Annotated in this window: 22 protein-coding genes and 1 pseudogene; 4 read left to right on the forward strand and 19 right to left on the reverse strand. The window is 53.6% G+C overall.

The genetic code is table 11. The features are described from left to right. Positions 1-6: 6 nt before the first annotated feature. The 6 genes and pseudogenes from L5470_RS09020 to L5470_RS09045 form a co-directional block, all read right to left on the reverse strand. The gene (locus L5470_RS09020; RefSeq protein ID WP_499499523.1) at positions 7-1,212 is read right to left on the reverse strand and encodes an efflux RND transporter periplasmic adaptor subunit; all 1,206 of its coding nucleotides are present in this window, start codon (positions 1,210-1,212) and stop codon (positions 7-9) included. 90 nt (positions 1,213-1,302) lie between these two features. Beyond that, positions 1,303-2,133 (reverse strand): sulfate ABC transporter permease subunit CysW, encoded by an 831-nt coding sequence (cysW, locus tag L5470_RS09025; protein WP_499499525.1) that lies wholly within the window; start codon positions 2,131-2,133, stop codon positions 1,303-1,305. Further along, the gene (gene cysT, locus L5470_RS09030; RefSeq protein ID WP_499499527.1) at positions 2,120-2,914 is read right to left on the reverse strand and encodes a sulfate ABC transporter permease subunit CysT; all 795 of its coding nucleotides are present in this window, start codon (positions 2,912-2,914) and stop codon (positions 2,120-2,122) included. The genes cysW and cysT overlap by 14 nt, the downstream gene beginning before the upstream one ends. A gap of 96 nt (positions 2,915-3,010) precedes the next feature. After that, entirely contained in the window at positions 3,011-4,057 is a 1,047-nt protein-coding gene (locus tag L5470_RS09035) for a sulfate ABC transporter substrate-binding protein (protein WP_499499529.1), read from the reverse strand. A 357-nt stretch (positions 4,058-4,414) separates the two neighbouring features. Next, positions 4,415-5,323: pseudogene (rnz, locus tag L5470_RS09040) on the reverse strand (ribonuclease Z); the annotation flags it as partial. After that, on the reverse strand, positions 5,323-5,973 hold the full coding sequence (locus L5470_RS09045; protein ID WP_499499531.1) for a DUF3386 domain-containing protein: 651 nt from the start codon (positions 5,971-5,973) through the stop codon (positions 5,323-5,325). The pseudogene rnz and the gene L5470_RS09045, both read right to left, overlap by 1 nt. A gap of 164 nt (positions 5,974-6,137) precedes the next feature. On the opposite strand from L5470_RS09045, the gene L5470_RS09050 reads away from it, so the two are divergent. Further along, positions 6,138-6,671, forward strand: a complete 534-nt coding sequence (locus L5470_RS09050) for a P-loop NTPase family protein (protein ID WP_099798694.1) — start codon at positions 6,138-6,140, stop codon at positions 6,669-6,671. On the opposite strand, the gene L5470_RS09055 is transcribed toward L5470_RS09050, so the two are convergent. Beyond that, complete coding sequence (locus tag L5470_RS09055) at positions 6,646-7,539, reverse strand: alpha/beta fold hydrolase (protein ID WP_499499533.1); 894 nt, start codon at positions 7,537-7,539, stop codon at positions 6,646-6,648. The two genes, L5470_RS09050 and L5470_RS09055, sit on opposite strands and share 26 nt — an antisense overlap. A 262-nt stretch (positions 7,540-7,801) precedes the next feature. On the opposite strand from L5470_RS09055, the gene ychF reads away from it, so the two are divergent. Then, a complete protein-coding gene (gene ychF, locus L5470_RS09060) occupies positions 7,802-8,893 on the forward strand; it encodes a redox-regulated ATPase YchF (RefSeq protein WP_099798697.1) in 1,092 nt (363 codons plus the stop codon). Here ychF and cobD read toward each other — a convergent pair. From cobD to L5470_RS09075, 3 genes are all read right to left on the reverse strand, one after another. Next, positions 8,873-9,973 (reverse strand): threonine-phosphate decarboxylase CobD, encoded by a 1,101-nt coding sequence (cobD, locus tag L5470_RS09065; protein WP_499499535.1) that lies wholly within the window; start codon positions 9,971-9,973, stop codon positions 8,873-8,875. The two genes, ychF and cobD, sit on opposite strands and share 21 nt — an antisense overlap. A 5-nt stretch (positions 9,974-9,978) precedes the next feature. Continuing rightward, positions 9,979-10,299 carry an HU family DNA-binding protein gene (locus L5470_RS09070; RefSeq protein ID WP_099798699.1) on the reverse strand — a complete coding sequence of 107 codons (321 nt, stop codon included), beginning with the start codon at positions 10,297-10,299 and terminating at the stop codon, positions 9,979-9,981. A gap of 335 nt (positions 10,300-10,634) precedes the next feature. Then, positions 10,635-11,837, reverse strand: a complete 1,203-nt coding sequence (locus L5470_RS09075) for a phosphoglycerate kinase (RefSeq protein WP_099798700.1) — start codon at positions 11,835-11,837, stop codon at positions 10,635-10,637. 152 nt (positions 11,838-11,989) lie between these two features. Between L5470_RS09075 and L5470_RS09080 the strand changes: the two genes are divergently transcribed. After that, positions 11,990-12,379, forward strand: a complete 390-nt coding sequence (locus L5470_RS09080; protein ID WP_099798701.1) for a universal stress protein — start codon at positions 11,990-11,992, stop codon at positions 12,377-12,379. Positions 12,380-12,486: 107 nt separating this feature from the next. Continuing rightward, entirely contained in the window at positions 12,487-15,039 is a 2,553-nt protein-coding gene (locus L5470_RS09085; RefSeq protein WP_499499538.1) for a DUF3536 domain-containing protein, read from the forward strand. On the opposite strand, the gene L5470_RS09090 is transcribed toward L5470_RS09085, so the two are convergent. The 9 genes from L5470_RS09090 to L5470_RS09130 all read right to left on the reverse strand — a co-directional run. Beyond that, positions 15,036-15,398, reverse strand: a complete 363-nt coding sequence (locus L5470_RS09090) for a hypothetical protein (protein WP_099798703.1) — start codon at positions 15,396-15,398, stop codon at positions 15,036-15,038. The genes L5470_RS09085 and L5470_RS09090 overlap by 4 nt on opposite strands. A gap of 56 nt (positions 15,399-15,454) precedes the next feature. After that, entirely contained in the window at positions 15,455-16,795 is a 1,341-nt protein-coding gene (gene aptA / locus L5470_RS09095; RefSeq protein ID WP_499499541.1) for an omega-aminotransferase AptA, read from the reverse strand. Then, positions 16,792-17,691: a DUF975 family protein gene (locus L5470_RS09100; RefSeq protein WP_499499542.1), complete on the reverse strand. Its 900-nt coding sequence runs from the start codon at positions 17,689-17,691 to the stop codon at positions 16,792-16,794. The genes aptA and L5470_RS09100 overlap by 4 nt, the downstream gene beginning before the upstream one ends. Before the next feature lie 27 nt (positions 17,692-17,718). Beyond that, entirely contained in the window at positions 17,719-18,369 is a 651-nt protein-coding gene (locus L5470_RS09105) for a pentapeptide repeat-containing protein (protein WP_099798705.1), read from the reverse strand. A 12-nt stretch (positions 18,370-18,381) separates the two neighbouring features. After that, a complete protein-coding gene (locus L5470_RS09110) occupies positions 18,382-18,831 on the reverse strand; it encodes a Fur family transcriptional regulator (protein WP_099798706.1) in 450 nt (149 codons plus the stop codon). Between the two features lie 137 nt (positions 18,832-18,968). Further along, positions 18,969-19,268 carry a TMEM165/GDT1 family protein gene (locus L5470_RS09115; protein ID WP_099798707.1) on the reverse strand — a complete coding sequence of 100 codons (300 nt, stop codon included), beginning with the start codon at positions 19,266-19,268 and terminating at the stop codon, positions 18,969-18,971. A gap of 13 nt (positions 19,269-19,281) precedes the next feature. Then, entirely contained in the window at positions 19,282-19,581 is a 300-nt protein-coding gene (locus L5470_RS09120) for a TMEM165/GDT1 family protein (protein ID WP_099798708.1), read from the reverse strand. 22 nt (positions 19,582-19,603) lie between these two features. After that, positions 19,604-19,780 carry an Asl3888 family RNA-binding protein gene (locus L5470_RS09125; protein ID WP_448515132.1) on the reverse strand — a complete coding sequence of 59 codons (177 nt, stop codon included), beginning with the start codon at positions 19,778-19,780 and terminating at the stop codon, positions 19,604-19,606. A gap of 113 nt (positions 19,781-19,893) precedes the next feature. Next, on the reverse strand, positions 19,894-20,175 hold a 282-nt coding region (locus L5470_RS09130), incomplete at its 5' end, for a zinc ribbon domain-containing protein (RefSeq protein WP_499499546.1).

A 20,175-nucleotide genomic window follows, 5' to 3' on the forward strand; every position in this document is an offset into this window, starting at 1 on the left:
GATGCCTTAGGACTCAGGGGTAATGGGGACACCATCGCGCAAGCGTTGAATGCCGGAAACAACGATTTGCTCGCCGGGCTGAAGACCTTGAAACACTTGGTAGCTATTGCCTTGAATAGAGCCAACTTGAATGGGTTTTTGCTTGGCAATCATTTTACCCTCGTTATCTTTTTCGGCCACAAACACAAAGGTTTGACCGGCAAGATTGGATACAGCAGTGGTGGGAACCAAAATTCCGGGCTGCTGACCAAAAATAATCCGCGCTTGAATTTGTTGGTCGGCGCGGAGGTTGTTCTGGGTGTTTTCGTAAAGGGATTTAACTAAAATAGTTTGGGTATTGTTGGTGGTGTTGGGGGCGATGAAAAATACGGAACTGGTGCCAACCACATTTCCAGCCATATCAATGAGTTCAACAGGAGTACCTAAACGAATTCGGGGAATTTGCTCAATTGGTACCTGAATATAGACTTCAAGGGGCTGGTTGGAGGTAAGGGTCAGCAAATTGGTTTGAGGGGTCACGAAGTCGCCAACTTTGGGGGGAATATTGCCGACAACCCCACTAAAAGGCGCGCGCACCTGAAACCAATTGAGGACAACTGCCTGTTGCTGGGCGTTGGCTTGGGCTTCGAGGAGGACTTTTTCTAACTGGGCAATGGTAGCCTGCTGGGCACGAATATCGGCTTCGGTTTGTTGGAGATCGGCTTGGGCGGTGCGGAAGCTGGTAATAAAGGATTGTGCTTGCTCCTTAGACACAGCACCTTCTTCAAAGAGGGCGGTGTAGCGCTCGGCTTGGATGCGGTTAAACTCAACGGTAGCAAGGTTGGCACGGCGCTGAGCTTCAAGGGATCGCAATGTAGAGCGGGCATTTTCGACGTTGGCTTGGGCCGATTGAATAGCGGCAATATTGCTGGCAACAACTGCCTGTTGCTGTGAGGGATCAATGAGAATCAGGGGTTGTCCTTGAGTAACAAACTGGCCGTTTTGAACGTTGATTTGGACAATGCGCCCAGAGACTTGCGGCAGCATTGTTACGGATTGACGCGATTGTAAGGACGCGTTATAGATTGCGGTCTGGGGCAGGTTTTCGGATCTGACGGCTGCCAGTTGCACTCGAGCTGGTGGTGGGGTCGTTGCTTCTGGCTTGCCACAGGCGGTGGCGATGAGGCAGGCACTACCAACAATCAGTGATGAGAGAATTTGCCGCTGCACCATACCCCAACCCCAAACACCCCAATCACAAATGGAAATGAGTCACCCTCAGTCTAGCCTAGAGCGGTGTGCCACAGCACTCTTGGTACACGCTTAGCGATCGCCCACGGGTTTGATGCCAGTTTTGCGCTCAAGAATTTCTTTGAGAATGAGGGTAACCAGCGCAAGCAACCCCAAAATAATCGCGGCAGCGTAGGCAGACTCAGTATTGTAGTTTTTGTAGGCATCTTCGATGAAGAGGGGGAGGCTTTGGGTTAAACCGGCAACGTTACCAGAAACCACCGCCACTGCGCCAAACTCCCCCATGGCACGAGCATTGGTCAGCAGTACGCCATAGAGCAGCCCCCAGCGAATATTGGGCAGGGTAACGCGCCAAAAGGTTTGCCAGTCGTTGGCTCCTAGGGTTTTGGCGGCTTCATCTTGCTCCGTACCAATTTCCTCAAGGACAGGAATGACTTCGCGGGCAACAAAGGGAAGGCTGACAAAGGCAGTCGCTAAAACCATCCCCGGAAAGGCAAAGATAATCCGCAGATCCACAGCTTGCAGCCAACCGCCAAGCCAACCGTTGCGACCATAGACCAGTACCAGCATTAAACCCGCCACAACGGGTGAAATCGAAAAGGGTAAGTCAATGATGCTCAATAGCAGGGTGCGCCCCCGAAAACGATGGCGGGCGATCGCCCACGCTGCACACAGACCAAACACGGTATTGATCGGTACCACCACCACAGCCAAAGCAAACGTCAACCACAGGGCATGGAGGAAATCTGGCTCTGTCAAGTTCTCGAGGAAGGGCATCACTCCCTTGCGAAAGGCTTGAAAGATCACATTGGCAAAAGGAATCAAGAGGACAAGGCTCAGGTAGGTGAGGGCGATCGCGATCAACCCCCCTTGAATCCAAGATCGGTGTTTAACGCTGTGCATAGCGGCGCCCCCACGCTTGCAGGAAATTAATCACAAACAAAATACAGAGCGATACCAACAGCATCACAGTGCCAATGGTGGTGGCCGCCTCGTAGTCGTACTGCTCCAAACTTTGAAACACCAGTACCGGCGCAATGAGATCTCGAAATGGGGTATTTGAGGAAATGATGACAATGGAGCCAAACTCGCCCACGGCTCGCGAAAACCCTAGGGCTACCCCTGTGAGAATGGCAGGCAACAACGGCGGCAAGATCACCCGCCAAAAGGTTTGCCAGTGGCTTGCCCCCAAARACCAAGCGGCTTCCTCCACATCCTTTTCCATTTCAGTAAGCACTGGTTGAACCGTGCGAATCACAAAGGGCAGCGAAATAAAGAGCATGGCCACCGCTACCCCCCAGCGGGTAAAGGCAATCTTAATTCCCAAAGGCGCAAGCAACCCACCAATCCAGCCATTCTCGCTATAGACGGTTGCTAGGGTTAGCCCCGCAACCGCCGTGGGTAAGGCAAAGGGCAAATCCACTACCGCATCAAAAAAACGCTTGCCAGGGAACCGGTAGCGCACCAGTACCCAAGCAACGAGGGTACCAAAAATTCCATTGATCGCCGCTGTGATTAAAGCGGTCACAAACGTCACTTCGTAAGCCGATAGGGCGATCGCCCGCGTGGCCACCTGCCAAAACTTTAGCGGCCCACCCGCACTGGCATGGGTCAGCAATGCTGCGATGGGAATAAACAACATCCCGCCCAAATACAACCATGTAACTTTCCAGACCCATGGCATACGCCACAGCCACCCACAAGGCATTGCTCGATCCGTCTTAGCTGATGCAGCAGGGGTTATCACCTCAATCTTGTCCTCCCATCAATCACCTTGCCACTATGCCTGATTCTCTTGCTGGATTTGATCAAAGAGCGCACCATTGGCAAAAAATTGCCTCTGTACCGTTTCCCAGCCCCCCAAGTCCGCCACGGTAAAGAGTGTGGGCACCACTGGAAACTGTTGCTGATGCGCAGCAAGTACCGCTGAATCGATGGGGCGAAACCCATACCGAGCAAAAATCTTCTGCGCTTCTGGCGTAAACAAAAAATCAATATAGGCCTTTGCGACCTCGCGGGTGCCATGCTTATCAACATAGCGATCCACAAGGGCAATCGGATTTTGAATGAGCACATTCACCTTGGGGATGGTATAGGATAAGGCCTGCCCCTTGAGTCCAGCCAAGATCACCTCGTTTTCATAGTTAATGAGGGCATCTCCTTGGCCTTGCTTTAAAAACGCATCGGTGGCTTCGCGGCCATCCCGGGGCAGAACCGCCACATGGCGAAATGCCTCAGTCACAAATTGCCGTGCCTGGGCAGGGGTGCCCCCTACCGCAGTGACAGACCCCCAAAGCGCCAGAAAATTCCAGCGGGCTGCACCCGACGTCTTAGGATCGGCGGTGACAAARGTCACCCCCTCTCGCGTTAAATCCTGCCATGTTTGCAGGTGTTTGGGGTTGCCTGGCCGGGTAACTAAGGCACAAACCGAGGTGGTAACAATGCTATTGTTGGGGGCTTGAGTAGCCCAGTCGCTGCGGATCAGCCCCGCTTTGGCAATGCGATCAATATCTAGTCCCAAGGAAAGATGCACAATATCTGCCTCAAGGCCATCAATCACCGCCCGCGATTGACTCCCTGAAGGCCCATAACTGGTACGGAAGCGCACCGTTTGTTGATGTTCTTTCTGCCATTTTTCTACAAACAAAGGAATAATGGCTTCATGGGCTTTTTTGGTCACCGCAAAGGAGGAAAGGGTGAGATAGACCCGTTCTGGCCTACCGTCGGGAAGCGTCTGTTGCACCTCGCAGGTCGCAAGGAGACCACTGAGGCCAAGCCCTGCCCAAAACAGGATGAACCAAGACGCTAAGCGCCGCCACTGAGTCATGGTGCTAAGATTGATCACTAATCTACGATAAATTGCTCGGAATAATGTACAACGATTATACTTGGAAGGGGGAGGGTTGCCAAGGCTGACTCAAAATGTAATTTTGACTGTGTGCCATTGCACGTGGGGATAGAGGCCTTGCAACTCGTCAAGGCTAGTAAATTTCTGGCGGCGGCGACGCTCGAGAATTGCCAGAGCCGTGGCTTCATCCATGCCGCCGATCTGCCGCTGCATTTGGGCGCGAGTAGCGCGGTTGATCGCAAGAGTTGCTAGGGGTTCTGTGGCTGCTTTAGCAGTCTGAGCAGAGTTTTGCGAATCAGTGATGGGGGCGTCCTCACCGTGGCGGGGAATGCAATAGTGCAGGAAATCTCGGGCAAGGCGGCTATTAGGAAAAATAGCTTGGGCTTCTGCTAGCAGGTTCTCGACCTGTAGGGCGTTACCAGGAGCATAGCGGGCACTAAAGTGGGTGAGAAAGAGAAGTTTGACCTGAGCTAGGTAAGCCACCTGTGCCGCCATTGTTGAGGTGGAGTGGAGCCGTTCAAACGCCAACGCTGCCTCCTGGTGGGAGAATGTGGCTTCATGGATCAGGACATCGGCGTTGTGGGCTAGCTCTACGGCGCTGTCACAGAAGACTGTGTCGGTGCAATACACCAAGCTGCGTCCGGGCTGGGGGGGATCACAAAGGTCTTGCCCAGCCACTTGGCGGCCATCCTCTAGGGTAATGGTTTTGCCCTGCTTGAGTTGGCCGTACAACGGTCCTGAGGGAATCCCGAGGGCTTGAGCTTTTTCAACATGGAAGCGCCCAGGGCGATCGCGCTCCGTCACTCGGTAGCCAAAGGCGGGTACCCGGTGGTGCAGTAGTCGGCAGGTAACCGTAAATTCACTATCGCTAAAGACCTCCCCCGGCTCAACCGTATGCACCTGCAGCTTGTAGGGCAGCCGCATCACGGACCAGCGCAAACAGCTTTCGATATAGCGATCCAGTGTGGGCGGGCCATAGACATCCACCTGAGTCACGGTGCCCCCTAAGCCCAAACTGGCGAGCAATCCCATTAAGCCAAAGATGTGATCGCCGTGCATGTGGGTAATAAAAATGCGGCGGATCTGGCTCGTACGCAAATTACTGCGCAGAAGCTGATGCTGCGTGGCCTCACCACAGTCAAAGAGCCAAATTTCCTTGCGCTGGGGCAGGCGCAGAGCCACACTGGACACATTCCGCGACCGCGTTGGCACGCCTGAACTGGTGCCGAGAAACGTAACCTCCATTAGGCCGCTGGCAGCAGTTGCAGATCGTCAAAGCAAATCTTTACGGTACTGGTGGTGCCCCCTTCGTGGGTGGTCACGACCTGCTGACGCATGAGGTAGTAGTTGCCGACTGGTACATAGGTATCTTCAAATTCCATTTGCCGTACCACCTCGTTGGTTTCAGGATTGCGGAATACGGCAACATAGTTGGTGGAAATGTAGCCAGCGCCAGTATCCAGCGCCTGACGGTGAGTAATGGCAAAGGCAACCCGCCCCATCACCCGGCTGACATACACAATTTGGTTGTCGCGCACTTTGTAGTTAGACCCCATAGCGTCGCCGCTGACAAGGATTTCCACCGCACCACTGGCATCCGTTGCGCCAATACTAAAGGTATTTTTACCGTGGGCGGCCTCAAAGTTGTTGCGTTTGCGGTGAACGATCACATCCCGCAGTTGGTTGTAGAGAGACTCCCGCACTTGCTCATCGTCAATGCCCGTCACTTCAACGGTATAGTCGGCAGTTACTTTGACCTGACCCTCGTAACACTGCTCACCATCGATCAACTTTACTGTGGCCGTAAACCCCGGAAAGTGCTCGTCCCATGTATAACGATTTTCGTAAGCGGCACGAAAAAGGGCTTGGGCATCCAGCGCCGATGTCGTTGGCATGGGGAGTTCCTCAAATAACGATCGCTACTGATCTAGGATAGCTGATTCTTCCCCCCTTGACGGTTGAGTATATCTAGTGTTCACTGGGGTTAAATCACAGCATACTACACTAGATTTATGCCTCTAGTGGCGAATGCGCTGTTGTTGTTGGGCAATAATCAGTCATGGTGGCACAACTCTCGGTTCCAGTGTCTGATGTCTCCACACCTTCTAGCTATGGAATTGAGGGGGTGGTGCAGGTGTTTACCTGTTCGCAGCGACATTTTTTTACCACGGTGATGGCACAGGCGTTGCGGGTCGCTGGCCAAGGCAGTGGTGTGATCATTTGCCAATTGCTCAAGGGAGGGATTCAAACAGGGGTGGAGCACCCCGTTCAGTTGGGGCAGCATTTAACGTGGTTCCGTCCGGCCTTGGGGCGATCGCTCGGGGTGGGGGATGACCTTGCAGCGGAGGACATCACGGCGGTGCGATCGCTGTGGCAGCATGTACAAACACTGGTTCAGGAAGGGAGCTATCGCTTGCTAGTGCTGGATGAACTGAGTTTGGCGATTCAGATGGGGCTGCTCCAAGAAGCGGAGGTCTTAGACTTTTTGCAAAGCCGCCCCCGCACGCTGGATGTCATCCTAACGGGATCTGCAATGCCGGAGTCGGTGTTGGCGATCGCCGATCAGATTACCCAACTGCGCCGCCTGGTTTAGCCGTTGGTCGGGCATCCAGCCACTCTAGCAAGTATTGGTTCACTAAATCCGGCTGCTCTTGCTGCACAAAGTGGCCACAGTGATCGAGGTAGTGAATATTAAGCGCTTTGACGTAGGCCTCGGTATTATAGGTGAGTTCCATCCCTAGAACCGGGTCTTGGCGACCCCACAGCATTTGGGTAGGAACGCTAAGGTTCCCCCACTCGTGAGCCAAAATACTGGGTAACGTACCGCGGTAATAGTTCAGCATGCCAGACAGAGCGCCCCGCTGTGCCGCTGCATCCTGGTAAAGGGCAATATCCGCAGGACGGATAGCACTCTGGTTTACCGCTGCCCACTGCAACAGGTGGGCGATCGCCCCGTAGTTCCCCCATTCCAAAAGGAGTTCTGGCAGCCAGGGCAGTTGAAACAGCAGCAGATAACTCCTGCGTAACCACTGATCCCAACCACCGGGCACCTGTTTGAGTACACTTGGGTGCGGACACGCCAGCACACTCAACGTCTGAATCCGGTCTGGTACTGCGTAAGCCATCCCCCAAGCCACCATACCCCCCCAATCGTGACCCACCAAATGGCAGCGGTGATAGCCTAACCCGTCAATGACACCCACAATATCGAGAATGAGTTCATCAAGAACATAGCTAGCTGGATCCTGCGGCTTATCACTGAGGTTATAGCCGCGCAAATCGAGAGCCACAACCTTATGGTGATCTGCGAGCTTCGGAATTTGGTGTCGCCACGAGTACCAAAATTCAGGAAAACCGTGCAGCAATAGTACGAGGTCACCCTCTCCCTGAGTCACATAGTGTAAGCGGATGCCATTCGAGACGATGAACTTGTGAATCCACGGCCCATCAAGGAGAGACATACATCAATTCCACAGTCGGCATTTACACTATACACAGCCTGCTAAAGGGGGTGGAGTACAGTGGTAATTAAGGCTGATTTCGAAACCCTGCCGATTGTTAAGATGCTCAGCCAGCCCTGCGCCTAGGAACTCCTCAATGCTGCTAACTTAGGCTGCTTGGCGGTTCTAAGAGAGGAACTATGCTAGACTGAGGGGCTGTGAAAATTCAATCACCCGTCCTAAAGACTGCCGTTTAGACTGTTCAAGAAAGGCACTAACTACCATGCTGCGAGCCGGAATTGTCGGATTACCCAATGTAGGCAAATCAACATTGTTCAATGCCCTTGTGGCAAATGCAAAAGCAGAGGCAGCAAATTTCCCCTTTTGTACGATTGAACCCAATGTCGGGGTGGTGGCGGTACCGGATGAACGCCTCGCAGTACTGGCAGCAATTTCCCAATCCGCCCAAGTGGTGCCCACTCGTGTTGAATTCGTGGATATTGCTGGGTTAGTCAAAGGGGCGAGCAAGGGGGAAGGTCTCGGGAATCAGTTTTTGGCCAATATTCGTGAGGTGGATGCCATCGTCCATGTGGTGCGCTGCTTTGAGGATGATGACATTGTCCATGTGGCTGGACGGGTTGATCCGGTGGAGGATATGGCCGTTATTAATTTAGAGTTAGCGCTGGCGGATTTAGCCCAGATTGAGAAGCGGATTGAGCGCACTCGCAAAGCGGCGCGATCGCAAAAAGACGCGCAGATCGAGTTAGCCGCCCTAGAGAAACTATTGATGATTCTGAATGAGGGAAAGCCAGCTCGTTTGTGTGTGCTAACCCCAGAAGAAGATGCAGCAGTTCGCTTTTTGGGGCTACTGACCCGCAAGCCGATGATTTATGCGGCCAATGTTGCTGAGCAGGATCTAGCCACAGGCAATGATTGGAGCGCCGCCGTTCAAGCCGTCGCTCAGGCAGAAGGTGCAGAGGTGGTGATTGTTTCGGCACAGGTTGAATCTGAATTGGTGGATCTGCCAGAGGAGGATCGCCAAGACTATCTAGACAGTTTAGGGGTGAGTGAAGGGGGGTTGCGATCGCTCATCCGTGCTACCTACAAGCTGCTGGGGTTACAAACCTTTTTCACCACTGGTCCTAAAGAAACCCGAGCGTGGACAGTGCCTATGGGGGCTAAAGCGCCACAGGCGGCAGGGGTTATTCACAGTGACTTCGAGCGGGGGTTTATTCGCGCCGAAACGATTAGCTACGACGACCTAGTGGCGTGTCAGTCGATGAGCGTTGCCAAGGAAAAAGGTCTAATACGCAGCGAGGGCAAGGACTATGTGGTGCAAGAGGGGGATGTGATGCTATTCCGCTTTAACGTTTAGCAGCTGGGACGGCGATATAGACACCCCAAAGTACTGCCCCAATCCCCTCAGCAACTGTTCATGGTCTGAGGGTTGGCGCACTGCAACCCGAAAGTATCGTTCCCCCAGTTCAGGAAAGCTGAGGCAGTCTCGAATTAACAATCGATGGTGCTCTAGGAGGTAGCGTTGTAACGGCAGAACTGATGCCTCAGTAGTCACTAAAAGAAAGTTGCCATGGCTGGGGCTGGTGATTCTCAGGGTGGGAATTTGATCAAGAGCACGTTGCAGCGCCTCTCGCGCTGGCGCTAGCCATTGCCATGTCTGCTCCTGAAACGGGCGATCGCCTAGAGCAGCCACTCCAGCCACTAGGGCAAGGGCATTCACACTCCACGGATCTCGCCACTGCTGCCAGCGGCGCAAGCGCTCCGGCTGACTAACCACATAGCCCAAGCGCAAACCCGCTAAGCTATAGAACTTAGTGAGCGATCGCAACACAATTAAGTTGGGATACTCTTTGACGTAGGGTAACACGGTTTGACTGGTGGCTGGCGGCAAAAAGTCCATAAAGGCTTCATCCACAACCACCGTTGCCCCCGTTGCCACTAGAGCCTGCACCGCCGATCGCGACCACAAATGCCCCGTCGGATTGTGGGGGTTATTGAGAATAACAGCATCCTCTGGGTGCAGCTTAGCCGCTAGGGCTTGCACATCGTGGCGCACCTGATCCAGAGGAACGGTATCCACCGATGCGGCAAATGCCCTCAGTGCCCGCCCATAGTCTTGGAAGCAAGGGGTAACCAGATATACCCGCGAGCAGGCCGCACAGTCACGCCCAATCCACGTCAGTAGCTCCGCTGCCCCGTTCCCCACCAGCAGCGTATCGGGGTCTAGGGCGTAGGTTGCTGCCAGTGCCTGAACAAGGGCAGTGCAGGCGGGATCAGGATAATCGCGAATAGCGCCAAGGCCATGATGCAGCGCAGCGACCACCGATGCGGGCGGCCCTAAAGGGTTCAAACTGGCAGAAAAGTCCAGTAGCTCTTCAGGGGCACACCGGGCGATCGCTGCCGCCCAAACTAAATTACCACCATGACGCGGAGGCAAGGCACCTATTTTTTCTTCCCTTTAGCTGGCTGGGGGGCTGACGGTGCGACTTTTTCTTTGAACAGTTTGCCTGCCGAGAAGGCCGGTACCGTCGTGGCCGGAATTTGCATTTTTTCCTTGGTCTTGGGATTACGCCCTTCCCGGGCTTTACGCTCTCGGGGTTCAAAGGCACCAAACCCCACCAGCGTCACTTTATCGCCCTTGGAAACCGCTTCCATGATTTCCTCCACGGTGGCGGAGATAATGGCTTCTACTTGTTTCTTGGTCACATTGTTGGTGCTGTGGGCGCGACCAAACACCGCATCCACTAACTCAGCTTTATTCATGCAAAGACTCCAAAAAACATTAAAGATTGTTTGATTTCAGCGACAGTTGAGTAAAAGGCATGAAACCCTTGCCTATACTTGCTTTCAAGCCTCATTCTAGAACAGCAAGACTAAAACTGGAACCGTGAAACCTTTAAGATATATAGCTTTGGGGCACTTTTATGTATTAGAAATAGCTAAAACCCTTATAACGTCAGGATTTCGGCCAGATTAGCAGCCTTGGGTTTAACCTTTTATGGCAAGTTAAGAATTATTACTGATGGTGCTATCCAGTGTCTTGGCACCAAAAAAGCCCCACAGAGGCAGGGGGCTTCAAGAACTCAAACCGCTACACCTTAGGCATCGTCAAGGGCAGCAATGCCGGGTAATTCCTTACCCTCAAGAAGTTCAAGGCTCGCACCGCCACCCGTGGAAATGTGGCTCATGCGATCGGCAACACCGACTTTTTCGACTGCCGCTACAGAGTCACCCCCGCCAATAATGGTGGACACCCCTTCACCGGTCAATTCTGCGAGGTAGCGGGCGATCGCCTCAGTTCCTTTGGCAAACTGATCAAATTCAAAGACCCCCATCGGGCCATTCCAAATCACCGTTTTGCAGTCTTTTAGCGCCGCTTGGAACAGTTCAATCGAAGCAGGCCCAATGTCTAGCCCCATCCAGCCATCGGGAATGGCCTCCACGCTCACCACTTGGCTATTGGCATCCGCTGCAAAGTTGTCGGCCACTACCACATCGGTGGGCAGCAGTAACTCTACCCCCTTCTCCCGTGCCTTGGCTTCTAAGTGCTTCGCGAGATCTAACTTATCTTCTTCAACCAGCGACTTACCCACACTGAGACCGCGGGCTTTGTAGAACGTAAACACCATGCCGCCACCAATCAGCAGCTTATCCACTTTTTCCAGTAGCGATTCAATCACCCCAATTTTAGAGGACACTTTTGAGCCACCGACAATGGCAGCTAAAGGACGACGGGGATGCTCAATGGCATTTTGTAGATATTCCAGTTCTTTTTCAATTAAAAATCCGGCCACCGACGGGCTAAGGTACTGCGTGACCCCAGCGGTGGAAGCGTGGGCGCGGTGAGCCGTTCCAAAGGCATCGTTAACATACACATCGGCACAGGCCGCCAGTTGCTTGGCAAATTCGGGATCGTTTTTCTCTTCCTCGGGATGGAAGCGCACATTTTCCAACAGACACACATCGCCGTTGGCCATGGCTTGCGTGTGTGCGACCACTGCCTCGCCGATACAATCATCCAGCTTGGTAACAGGTCGGTTCAGCAGTTGCGAGAGCCGCTGTGCCACAGGGGTCAGGCGGAGTTTATCATCAACCCCCTTAGGCCGACCAAGGTGGCTGGCTAAAATGACCTTGGCACCTTTATTAATTAAATCTTGGATGGTGGGAAGGGCGGCACGGATGCGTGTATCATCCGTAATGGCACCATTGCCATCGAGGGGAACGTTAAAATCAGCTCGTACCAAGACTCGTTTCCCCGCTAAGTCTGCGGCAGATAACTGAGCAACCGATTTTTTAGACACGCTAAAGCCTCCTAACTGCGTTAAAACATGGATGATAGTACTAGGGGCATGAAAATCCCGGCCAGCGATGGAGTGAAACGTTACAGATCCCTCACCTAGCCCTCATTCTACCGAAGGGTGTGCCCCAGAAACGACTCTCAGAGGTGATACCCATGTTCAAAACGATTCTCTTCCCCATTGACCGCAGCCGTGATACCCAAGAAGCCATCCCCACGGTTGTGGAGATCGTTAAGCTCTGTCAAAGCCAGTTAGTGTTACTCTCAGTGGAGGAAACCCCTGAGCCAGATGCCGAACTGGAGGCGGCGATTAGCAATTTCCTTGCATCGGCTAAGGAGGCCTTTGCGCAGCAGGGGATTGCAGCAGAAACGCTGTTGCGACGGGGGAAACCCGCCTTTGTTATCTGCGATGTTGCCGATGAGATTAACGCCAACCTCATTGTGATGGGGTGCCGCGGGACGGGGTTAACACCGGATGGGTTTCAAGAAAGTGTCAGCAACCGCGTGATTAACCTCGCACCTTGCCCTGTCTTGATTGTGCCCTAGGGAACTTTGTATTTCGCTATATTTCGGAAGTTGAATTTTCATCACAGGCTGGTCAGGGCTGGGAGTTGCCACCGATGATCAGAGTTAGTGCTTTTTGTGGTGATTGAATGCTGAATGTGCCAGATAGCCTCCTCGGGGCAGCCGATACCGTACCCACGCCGCAGCGATCGCCCGCCTTGGGCGTATATATCACCATCCACGGCCATTTTTACCAGCCCCCGCGCGAAAATCCCTACCTAAATGCTATCGAGCAGCAGCCCAGTGCCCAGCCGTTTCACGATTGGAACGAGCGGATTTATTACGAGTGCTATCGCCCCAATGCCTTTGCCCGGATTTTGAACGATCGCGGCGAAGTCATTGATATTGTGAATAATTTTGAGTATCTCAGCTTTAATATTGGTCCAACGTTGTTTAGTTGGCTAGAGCGCTACGATCTTGAAGTCTATCAGCGCATTATCGAAGCGGATCGCCTCAGTTGCCAGCGGTTGAATGGCCACGGCAACGCGATCGCCCAAGTGTATAACCACATTATTTTGCCCCTTGCCAACTATCGCGATAAATTAACTCAAATTCGCTGGGGCAAGGCCGACTTTCGGCGGCGGTTTGGGCGCGACCCCGAAGGCATGTGGCTAGCGGAAACCGCCATCGACTACGAGACGGTTGCCGCCCTGATTCAGGAAGGCATTCGCTTTACAATTTTGGCACCCTCCCAAGCCCAGCGTTGCCGCCCCATCATGGCAGAGGGAGAGGCCGACTGGCAAGAAGTGAGCGGCAGCCAAATTGATCCCACCCGACCCTATCGCTGTTATTTACCCGGGCGCACTGGCGACTACTTAGATATTTTCTTTTATGATGGCCCAATTTCGCGGGATCTGGGGTTTAGCGACCTCCTCACTAGCTCCCAATTTTTAGCTGGCCGCCTAGGGCAAGCGGTACGGGGTGACCATCGCCCCAGCCAAATTATTGGGGTGGCCACCGATGGCGAAACCTTTGGCCACCATAAATACGGTGGCGAAAAAGCGCTTGCCTATGCCTTCAAAGTAGAGTTTCCGCAGCGAGGGTGGACGGTCACCAACTTTGCCCATTATCTGAGCCTGTTTCCCCCCACTTGGGAAGTGGAACTCAAGCCAGTTACGGCGTGGAGTTGTGCCCATGGGGTCGATCGCTGGCAAGAGAACTGTGGCTGTGGCGGCGGTGGCGGCTGGCACCAACACTGGCGGCGCCCCCTCCGGGATAGTTTGAACTGGTTACGGGATGAACTGATAGAGATCTATGAGACCCTTGGCAGCGAACTTCTGCAAGATGTCTGGGCAGCCCGTGATGCCTATATTGATCTCATTCAGGATCGCTCTGCAGACTCCATCACCGCCTTTTTCCAACACCACCAATGCCGCCCCTTGAGCAACGGCGAGCGCATCGATGCGTTGCGCCTACTAGAGATGCAACACCATGCCCTGCTGATGTTTACCAGTTGTGGCTGGTTTTTTGATGAACTCTCTCGCCCAGAAGGGGTGCAAATTCTGCGGTATGCGGCGCGCGCCATGGAGTTGGCTGGGGATGTGGCGGGGGTTCATCTAGAGACAGAGTTTATCCGCCAGTTAGCCGCAGCCCCCAGTAATGTGCCCCAGTTTGGGGATGGTGCCACGGTCTATCACCAGCTCGTCAAAACCGCTCAGATTAGCCTGCATCAGGTGGCGGCGCATTATGCGATGAGTTCTCTGTTTAGTACCTATGCGCGCCAACACCACCTCTACTGCTACCACATTGAGCAGGCCGACTATCACCTCCAGCGCATGGGCAGCTTAACCTTAGCCATTGGTCATATTCAGCTCACCTCCACCATTACCACCGAAAGCCAGCCCTTAGTGTTTGCTGTGCTGCACCTCGGCGGCTGGGATTTTCACTGTGCTATTCAACCCTTTCAAGGGCGGCGAGCCTACACGCAGATGAAAACAGGGCTGCTGCACGCCTTGAGCCAGGGGAGTGCGGCGCGGGTGGTGATGGCCATTACCGAAGCATTTGGAGCGGTGGCCTATGGCCTTGACGATCTGTTTGCGGAGGAGCGCCATCGCTTGATGGGGGTACTGGCGCGGGAAACCCTGACCCGTTTAGATCAGCTCTATACTCAAGTTTATCGGGATAACTACGGTATTTTAATGGGGTTTCAGCGGGATGGACTGACCGTCCCCCAAGAGTTACAGGTGGCTGCTGCCGTTGCCTTAACCCATCGTGCCATTAGCCATCTGCACGCTTTAGAGCAAGATCTCAGTGACCCGAGTGCCTTGCCCATGGCAGAGATCCGCAGCCATTTGACGGAGCTAGGGGCGATCGCCCGCGAAGCACGGCTGTTGAACTGTACCCTCAGCCTTCAGGAACAGCAGCGGTTACTAGAGCAGCAGATCTGTGCCTGCCTGCGGCACTTAGCCCATCACCTCGAGAGTGAAACCCTCAGTCAACTTAGCCCTCTGCTGCAAGACTTAGTGACCGTTGGCGGCGTGCTGGGTTTTACCCTAAACCTTGATCCAGCCCAAGAGCAGTTCTATGAATTACTCCCCCACCTCCACAGCAACCCCCATTTAACGGAGGCAGACCTGCGATCGCTGCGTGCCTTGGCAACCCGGCTCAAAGTTGATCCGCAACTCCTTGCCCCTCCTGCTTAGCGACAGGGGCGAGGCAGACCGTAGCAGGGGTAGGGATAGGGATACGGGTAAGGATAGACCAGCGGCTGGGCAAAGCCTGAGGGGACGTAAACCCGCGGGAAAAAGGTGCGCTGCTGATAGATCACAGATTGGCTAGAATCGGGCAACGGCGCAATAATGTAGGGCTGTGGGCTACCGGGCGGCTGATAAATAATGGGTGCTGTTGGGGCTGGGTTGGGCTGGCCAAAGGAGCCTAACCCCGGAAAGAACACATCCACTCCGGGTTGATTGGGAAACAGCGGCCACGCCGCACGGCTAGCAGGGGCGATCGCCACAATAGCAGCAAGGCTAGCCACGGCAAGGAAAAGGGAGCGAATCATAGACACCTCTAAAGCTGGAGGAGTGAGAGAGCTTAAGCTGGGCGACGACCACCCCCCTAAGAAAGTTCCCGCAGTACCCGACCCAATATGTCGATCATTTGATCAATGTGGGTGCGCTCTAGGATCAAGGGAGGGGAGAGGGCAATGATATCCCCCGTCACGCGGATCAGTAAGCCTGCGTCAAAGCAGCGGCATAGGGCATCATACCCGCGCACCCCCACTTGACCATCTCGTGGCGCCAGTTCAATTCCCGCCACTAAGCCTAAGTTGCGAATATCAATGACATGGGGCAGCCCGCGTAAGCGATGCACTGCCTCTTGCCAGTAGGGAGCCAACGCCGCCGCCCGCTCAAAGAGGTTCTCCTGCTCGTACAGAGTCAGGGTAGCCAACGCCGCCGCGCAGGCCAGTGGATGACCAGAGTAGGTATAGCCGTGGAAAAATTCAATTTGGCCGGGTGCTCCCTGCATAAACGTGTTGTAGATGTCATCGCGCACCAGCACCGCTCCCATGGGCACAGCACCATTGGTTAAGCCTTTGGCCACGGTGATTAAATCTGGGGTGACTCCAAAATACTGGCTGGCAAAGGGGGTACCTAGGCGACCAAATCCGGTAATCACTTCGTCAAAAATCAGTAAAATCCCGTGGCGATCGCAGATGGCGCGCAGACGTTCCAAGTACCCCTGAGGTGGAATTAAGACTCCGGTTGAACCCGCCACCGGTTCTACGATGACAGCCGCAATGGTGGAAGCATCGTGCAGCATTACCAGCCGCTCGAGTTCATCGGCAAGGTGCGCCCCCCATGCCGGTTGACCTCGACTAAAGGCGTTGTGCGCTAGGTTGTGGGTGTGGGGCAGATGATCCACCCCTGGCAAGAGCGAGCCAAAAAACTTGCGATTTGGAGCAATTCCCCCCACTGAAATGCCGCCAAACCCCACGCCATGGTAGCCCCGCTCCCGACCAATCAGCCGCTGACGGCTGCCTTCTCCCCGCAGCCGATGGTAAGCTAGGGCAATTTTGAGGGCAGTGTCCACCGCTTCAGAGCCGGAGTTGGCAAAAAAAACATGGTTGAGCGGCTCGGGGGTGATGGCCTTGAGGCGTTCTGCCACCTGAAATGGTCCTGGGTGACCCATTTGAAAGGTTGGTGCAAAATCAAGGGTGGCCGCTTGCTGGGCGATCGCCGTGGCAATCTCTTGGCGACAGTGCCCCGCATTCACACACCACAGCCCCGCCGTTCCATCCAAAATTTGCCGCCGGTCAATACTGGTGTAGTACATCCCCGCTGCCGCAATCAGCAGCCGTGGTGCTTGCTTAAACTGCCGATTGGCGGTAAAGGGCATCCAGAAGGCATCGAGGGAGAGATCCGGCAACGTCGGCAGTCTCTCAAGGGGAATGGTCATAGTGGGGTTCTGTCAGTGGGGTTCAGGCCAATAATATCGCGATAGGCGGCCACAATGACGCAGGTACTTAGGGGGGCGCTCACCAGTAGCCCCACACAGCACAGGCACAGCCCCAACACATTGATGAGAACAATAGTGAGGTTGAGCAGAAAAAAGCCAAACCAATCGCGAGCGATGAGGCGACGGCTGGTTTCAAGGGCAGGCCAAAAATCAAATTTGTGCTCGACCACAAGGGGAATGGCTAGGGTATAGCACACCCCTAAATACAGCCCCGGCAGCAGAATAATTAGACCCATGAGCGCGATAACAGGCGGCCAACCATCGGGGATAGGTGGCAGTTGTTCAAGGAGGCGCAGCAACTGCTCAATATCCGCATCTGGTTCTGGAGCTTGGGCATTGGCCTGTTCCAGGATGCGTTGAACAAAGGGCAGGGAGGCAGCAATAAAGAACAATGAGGCGGTCACGACAAAAATATTGATAATCAACCCCATCACCACGTTGGTCAGGACAATGGGCAGAAAATTGTTGTTCCTAAAGGCATCAAAGAAGTTGCTAAACTCTGGACGTTGGCCATGGGCAATCTTAAAGCCAACAAAGTAGTACCCAGCCAATAACAACCCAGAAATAATTCCGTTGACAATGGGACCTACCCCAGGCACATTACTGAGGGCACCACTAATGAGAGCCGACAGCAGCAGAAAGCCAATGTAGCCCCCTGCATTGGCGGTAAAAAWTTGCCAGCCATCGCCAATATACTGACTAATGCGCACCCGATAGCGCCGGTTGGCGATCGCCTCTGGTGTATGCTCTGATTCACTAAACATCCCCATCTCCCCACAATGGTTTTCCTCCAGCCTAGCGATCGCCGTGGAGCCGTTCAATGGCCGAGGTGTCACTTACGCCGATGGCCAAAGGAGCAGGTTTCAGCGATGGGTTTCGTCTAAGAGGGCGTTGCGCAAGTCCATACCATCCATTTCCGCTTTGTAGAGGTTCGCGCCCTTAAAATTTGCGCGGCGAGCATTCGCCTTGTTCATTTTGGCGGCAATGAGAATGGCGTGCTCAAAATTCGCCTCAATTAAACTAGCACTCTCAAGAATGGCTTCTTGCAAAATAGCGCCCTTGAGATCTGTAAGGTGCAAATTGGCCTGAAACAAATTTGCCCGCGTGAGGTTGGCGTAGGCAAGGGTTGCTTCGACTAAATTCACCCGCCGCAGCAATGCCCCCACGAGGTTGGCTTGCCGCAAGTCCGCCATAGCAATGTTCGATTTATACAGGTCAGCCCCCGCGAGAGTGGCACGCTGTAAACAAGCCCCTTGTAAATCCGCCTCAATCAGATCGCTCATGTAGAGGTTGGCAGCAACTAGGTAAGCATCTTTGAGGAGGGCGTTCCGTAAATCTGCACCGGCCAAATTCACTTGCTCAAGATTGGCATTGGTGAGGTTGTAAAGCTCTAGATTCGCACCCGTTAAGTCTGCGTTCCCCAGATCTGGGTGGAGATTGCTATTTTTTTCACGCCATTGATTCCACGTCGTCACACCCTGCTGTAGGAGTGCCAAGTGTTCGGGGTTAGCCACGGCAGTGTGTCCTTAAGCAGTAGTGGAGCTGTTTTGATAACCGTAGAAATCAATGCGGTAATCAACGATTTTGACGCCAGTCTGGGCTTCGATGGCGCTGATCAGTTCGGTGGGCAGCTCAACATGAACATCCAGAATTTTTTGCGTATCTAGGCAGTTAACATGGCTGTGACTGTCGCTAATATTGCCGTAGAGGCGACCATCGGCGCGCTCAACACACTCAATAATGCCGTGCTCTGAGAGTGCCTCTAGGTTTTGATACACGGAGGTGTGACCAATGTCTTTGCCTGCTTGGTTGAGGCGATCGTAGATTTGCCGCGCCGAAAGATGGTCTTGCACCTCCCAGAGGAGATCCAGAATGGCTCGCCGCTGCCGACTTAAGCGCAACCCCAACCGCTGACAGCGATCAATGGCATCTTCAAGAGAGCGGATTGGCGGTAGGGCACTGGCATCGGAAGTCATAAACACGGTGATGTCCTAAGGGAAATTGAGTCAATAGATGTTGCAGATAATGAACCCAACTCAACACAAATAATCAATTTTTGGCATTGGGTCTGTCTAACCTGTAGTCATTATGATAAACAATCCCGCTGGTATTATCAAATGGATTCATTGTCAATAGGTTCTGCTGGAGACTGCCACAGCAGATAAAACCCCAGAAAAGCAAACATCATCGCTGCGATCGCCTTGATGAGCTTGAACGGTACGACGCTTGCCAAGCTACTGCCAAGCAGAACGCCAAAAAAGGTCGTACAAACGAGGCCGCTGGCCACTCCAAGAAAAACTGCTGTTGTTGAGCGGGCGTTGGTGCCAAGGGTAATGGCCACAAGCTGGCTTTTATCTCCTAATTCTGAAAGAAAGACCACCGTAAAACTGAGAGCAAAGGATTGCCAATCCATAGAACTGTCTTCCTCAACCAGAGGGATGAAGCATATCCCACAACAACCAAACAGCGATCGCCAGTAAGCTAGTGCCGGTTAAGGTTTGTAGCCGTTGCGGTGACAAGTAGCGGGCTATCCAGCGCCCCAATAAGACCCCAATGAGGCTGGTACTGACGAGAGCCAGCGCCGCCCCCAGAAAGACTAACCATGGCGAGAGCGATCGCGCTGCCATCACGAGTACGACAAGCTGAGTTTTATCGGCAAACTCTGCTAGGAAAACCGTTAAAAAGGCAACAGCAAATTCCCGCCATGGTAGGGGACGACTACTCATGAGAACCCTTGAGAGTCTCTAGCTAGGCATCCGTGAGTTCGTCAGTGGAGGTGTTGCCATCGGTCGTTGTTTTGGCTTCAGTGCGGTTATCGGTATTCATCCGCCGTCCAAAGCGACCTGTGGAGCGTTTGCGAAATTTGCGGGCGTAGGCTTGGTTACGAAGGGCTTTCTCTTTTTTAGGATTGCGGCGTTTGGCCATGCTAACCTCAAGGATGGGGATACTGTCGGCAAGACACTTGCAATATAAAGACAGAAATTTTATCTTATCGGAATTGGTACAGTGAAACAAGAGTAAACTTCCCCTGACTGAAGTCAGGGGCTTTCAGTAGCCCTGAGCCTGTTATGTTCTGCAAGAGAACAAGACAGACCCGAGCCTCTAGGCTGGTTTACGACAGCCCCCAAAAGCGCAATTACGCTAGCACCATTGAAATCTGCGTCTCCTGTCCAGCCACAATGCCTGCACTTAAACTGCTTCCCAGTGCGATAGGACTGCTTTGGGTCGGGGTAAATATGCAGGCATCTGTGGCAAGTTTGACTACTGTAGCGAGGATTAACTAGCACTATTCCCACACCTGCTTTGAGTGCCTTGTAGCT

This window comes from Synechococcus sp. PCC 6717 (genome assembly GCF_022698185.1).
In the GTDB taxonomy this organism is placed as follows: Bacteria; Cyanobacteriota; Cyanobacteriia; order Thermosynechococcales; family Thermosynechococcaceae; genus Thermosynechococcus; species Thermosynechococcus lividus.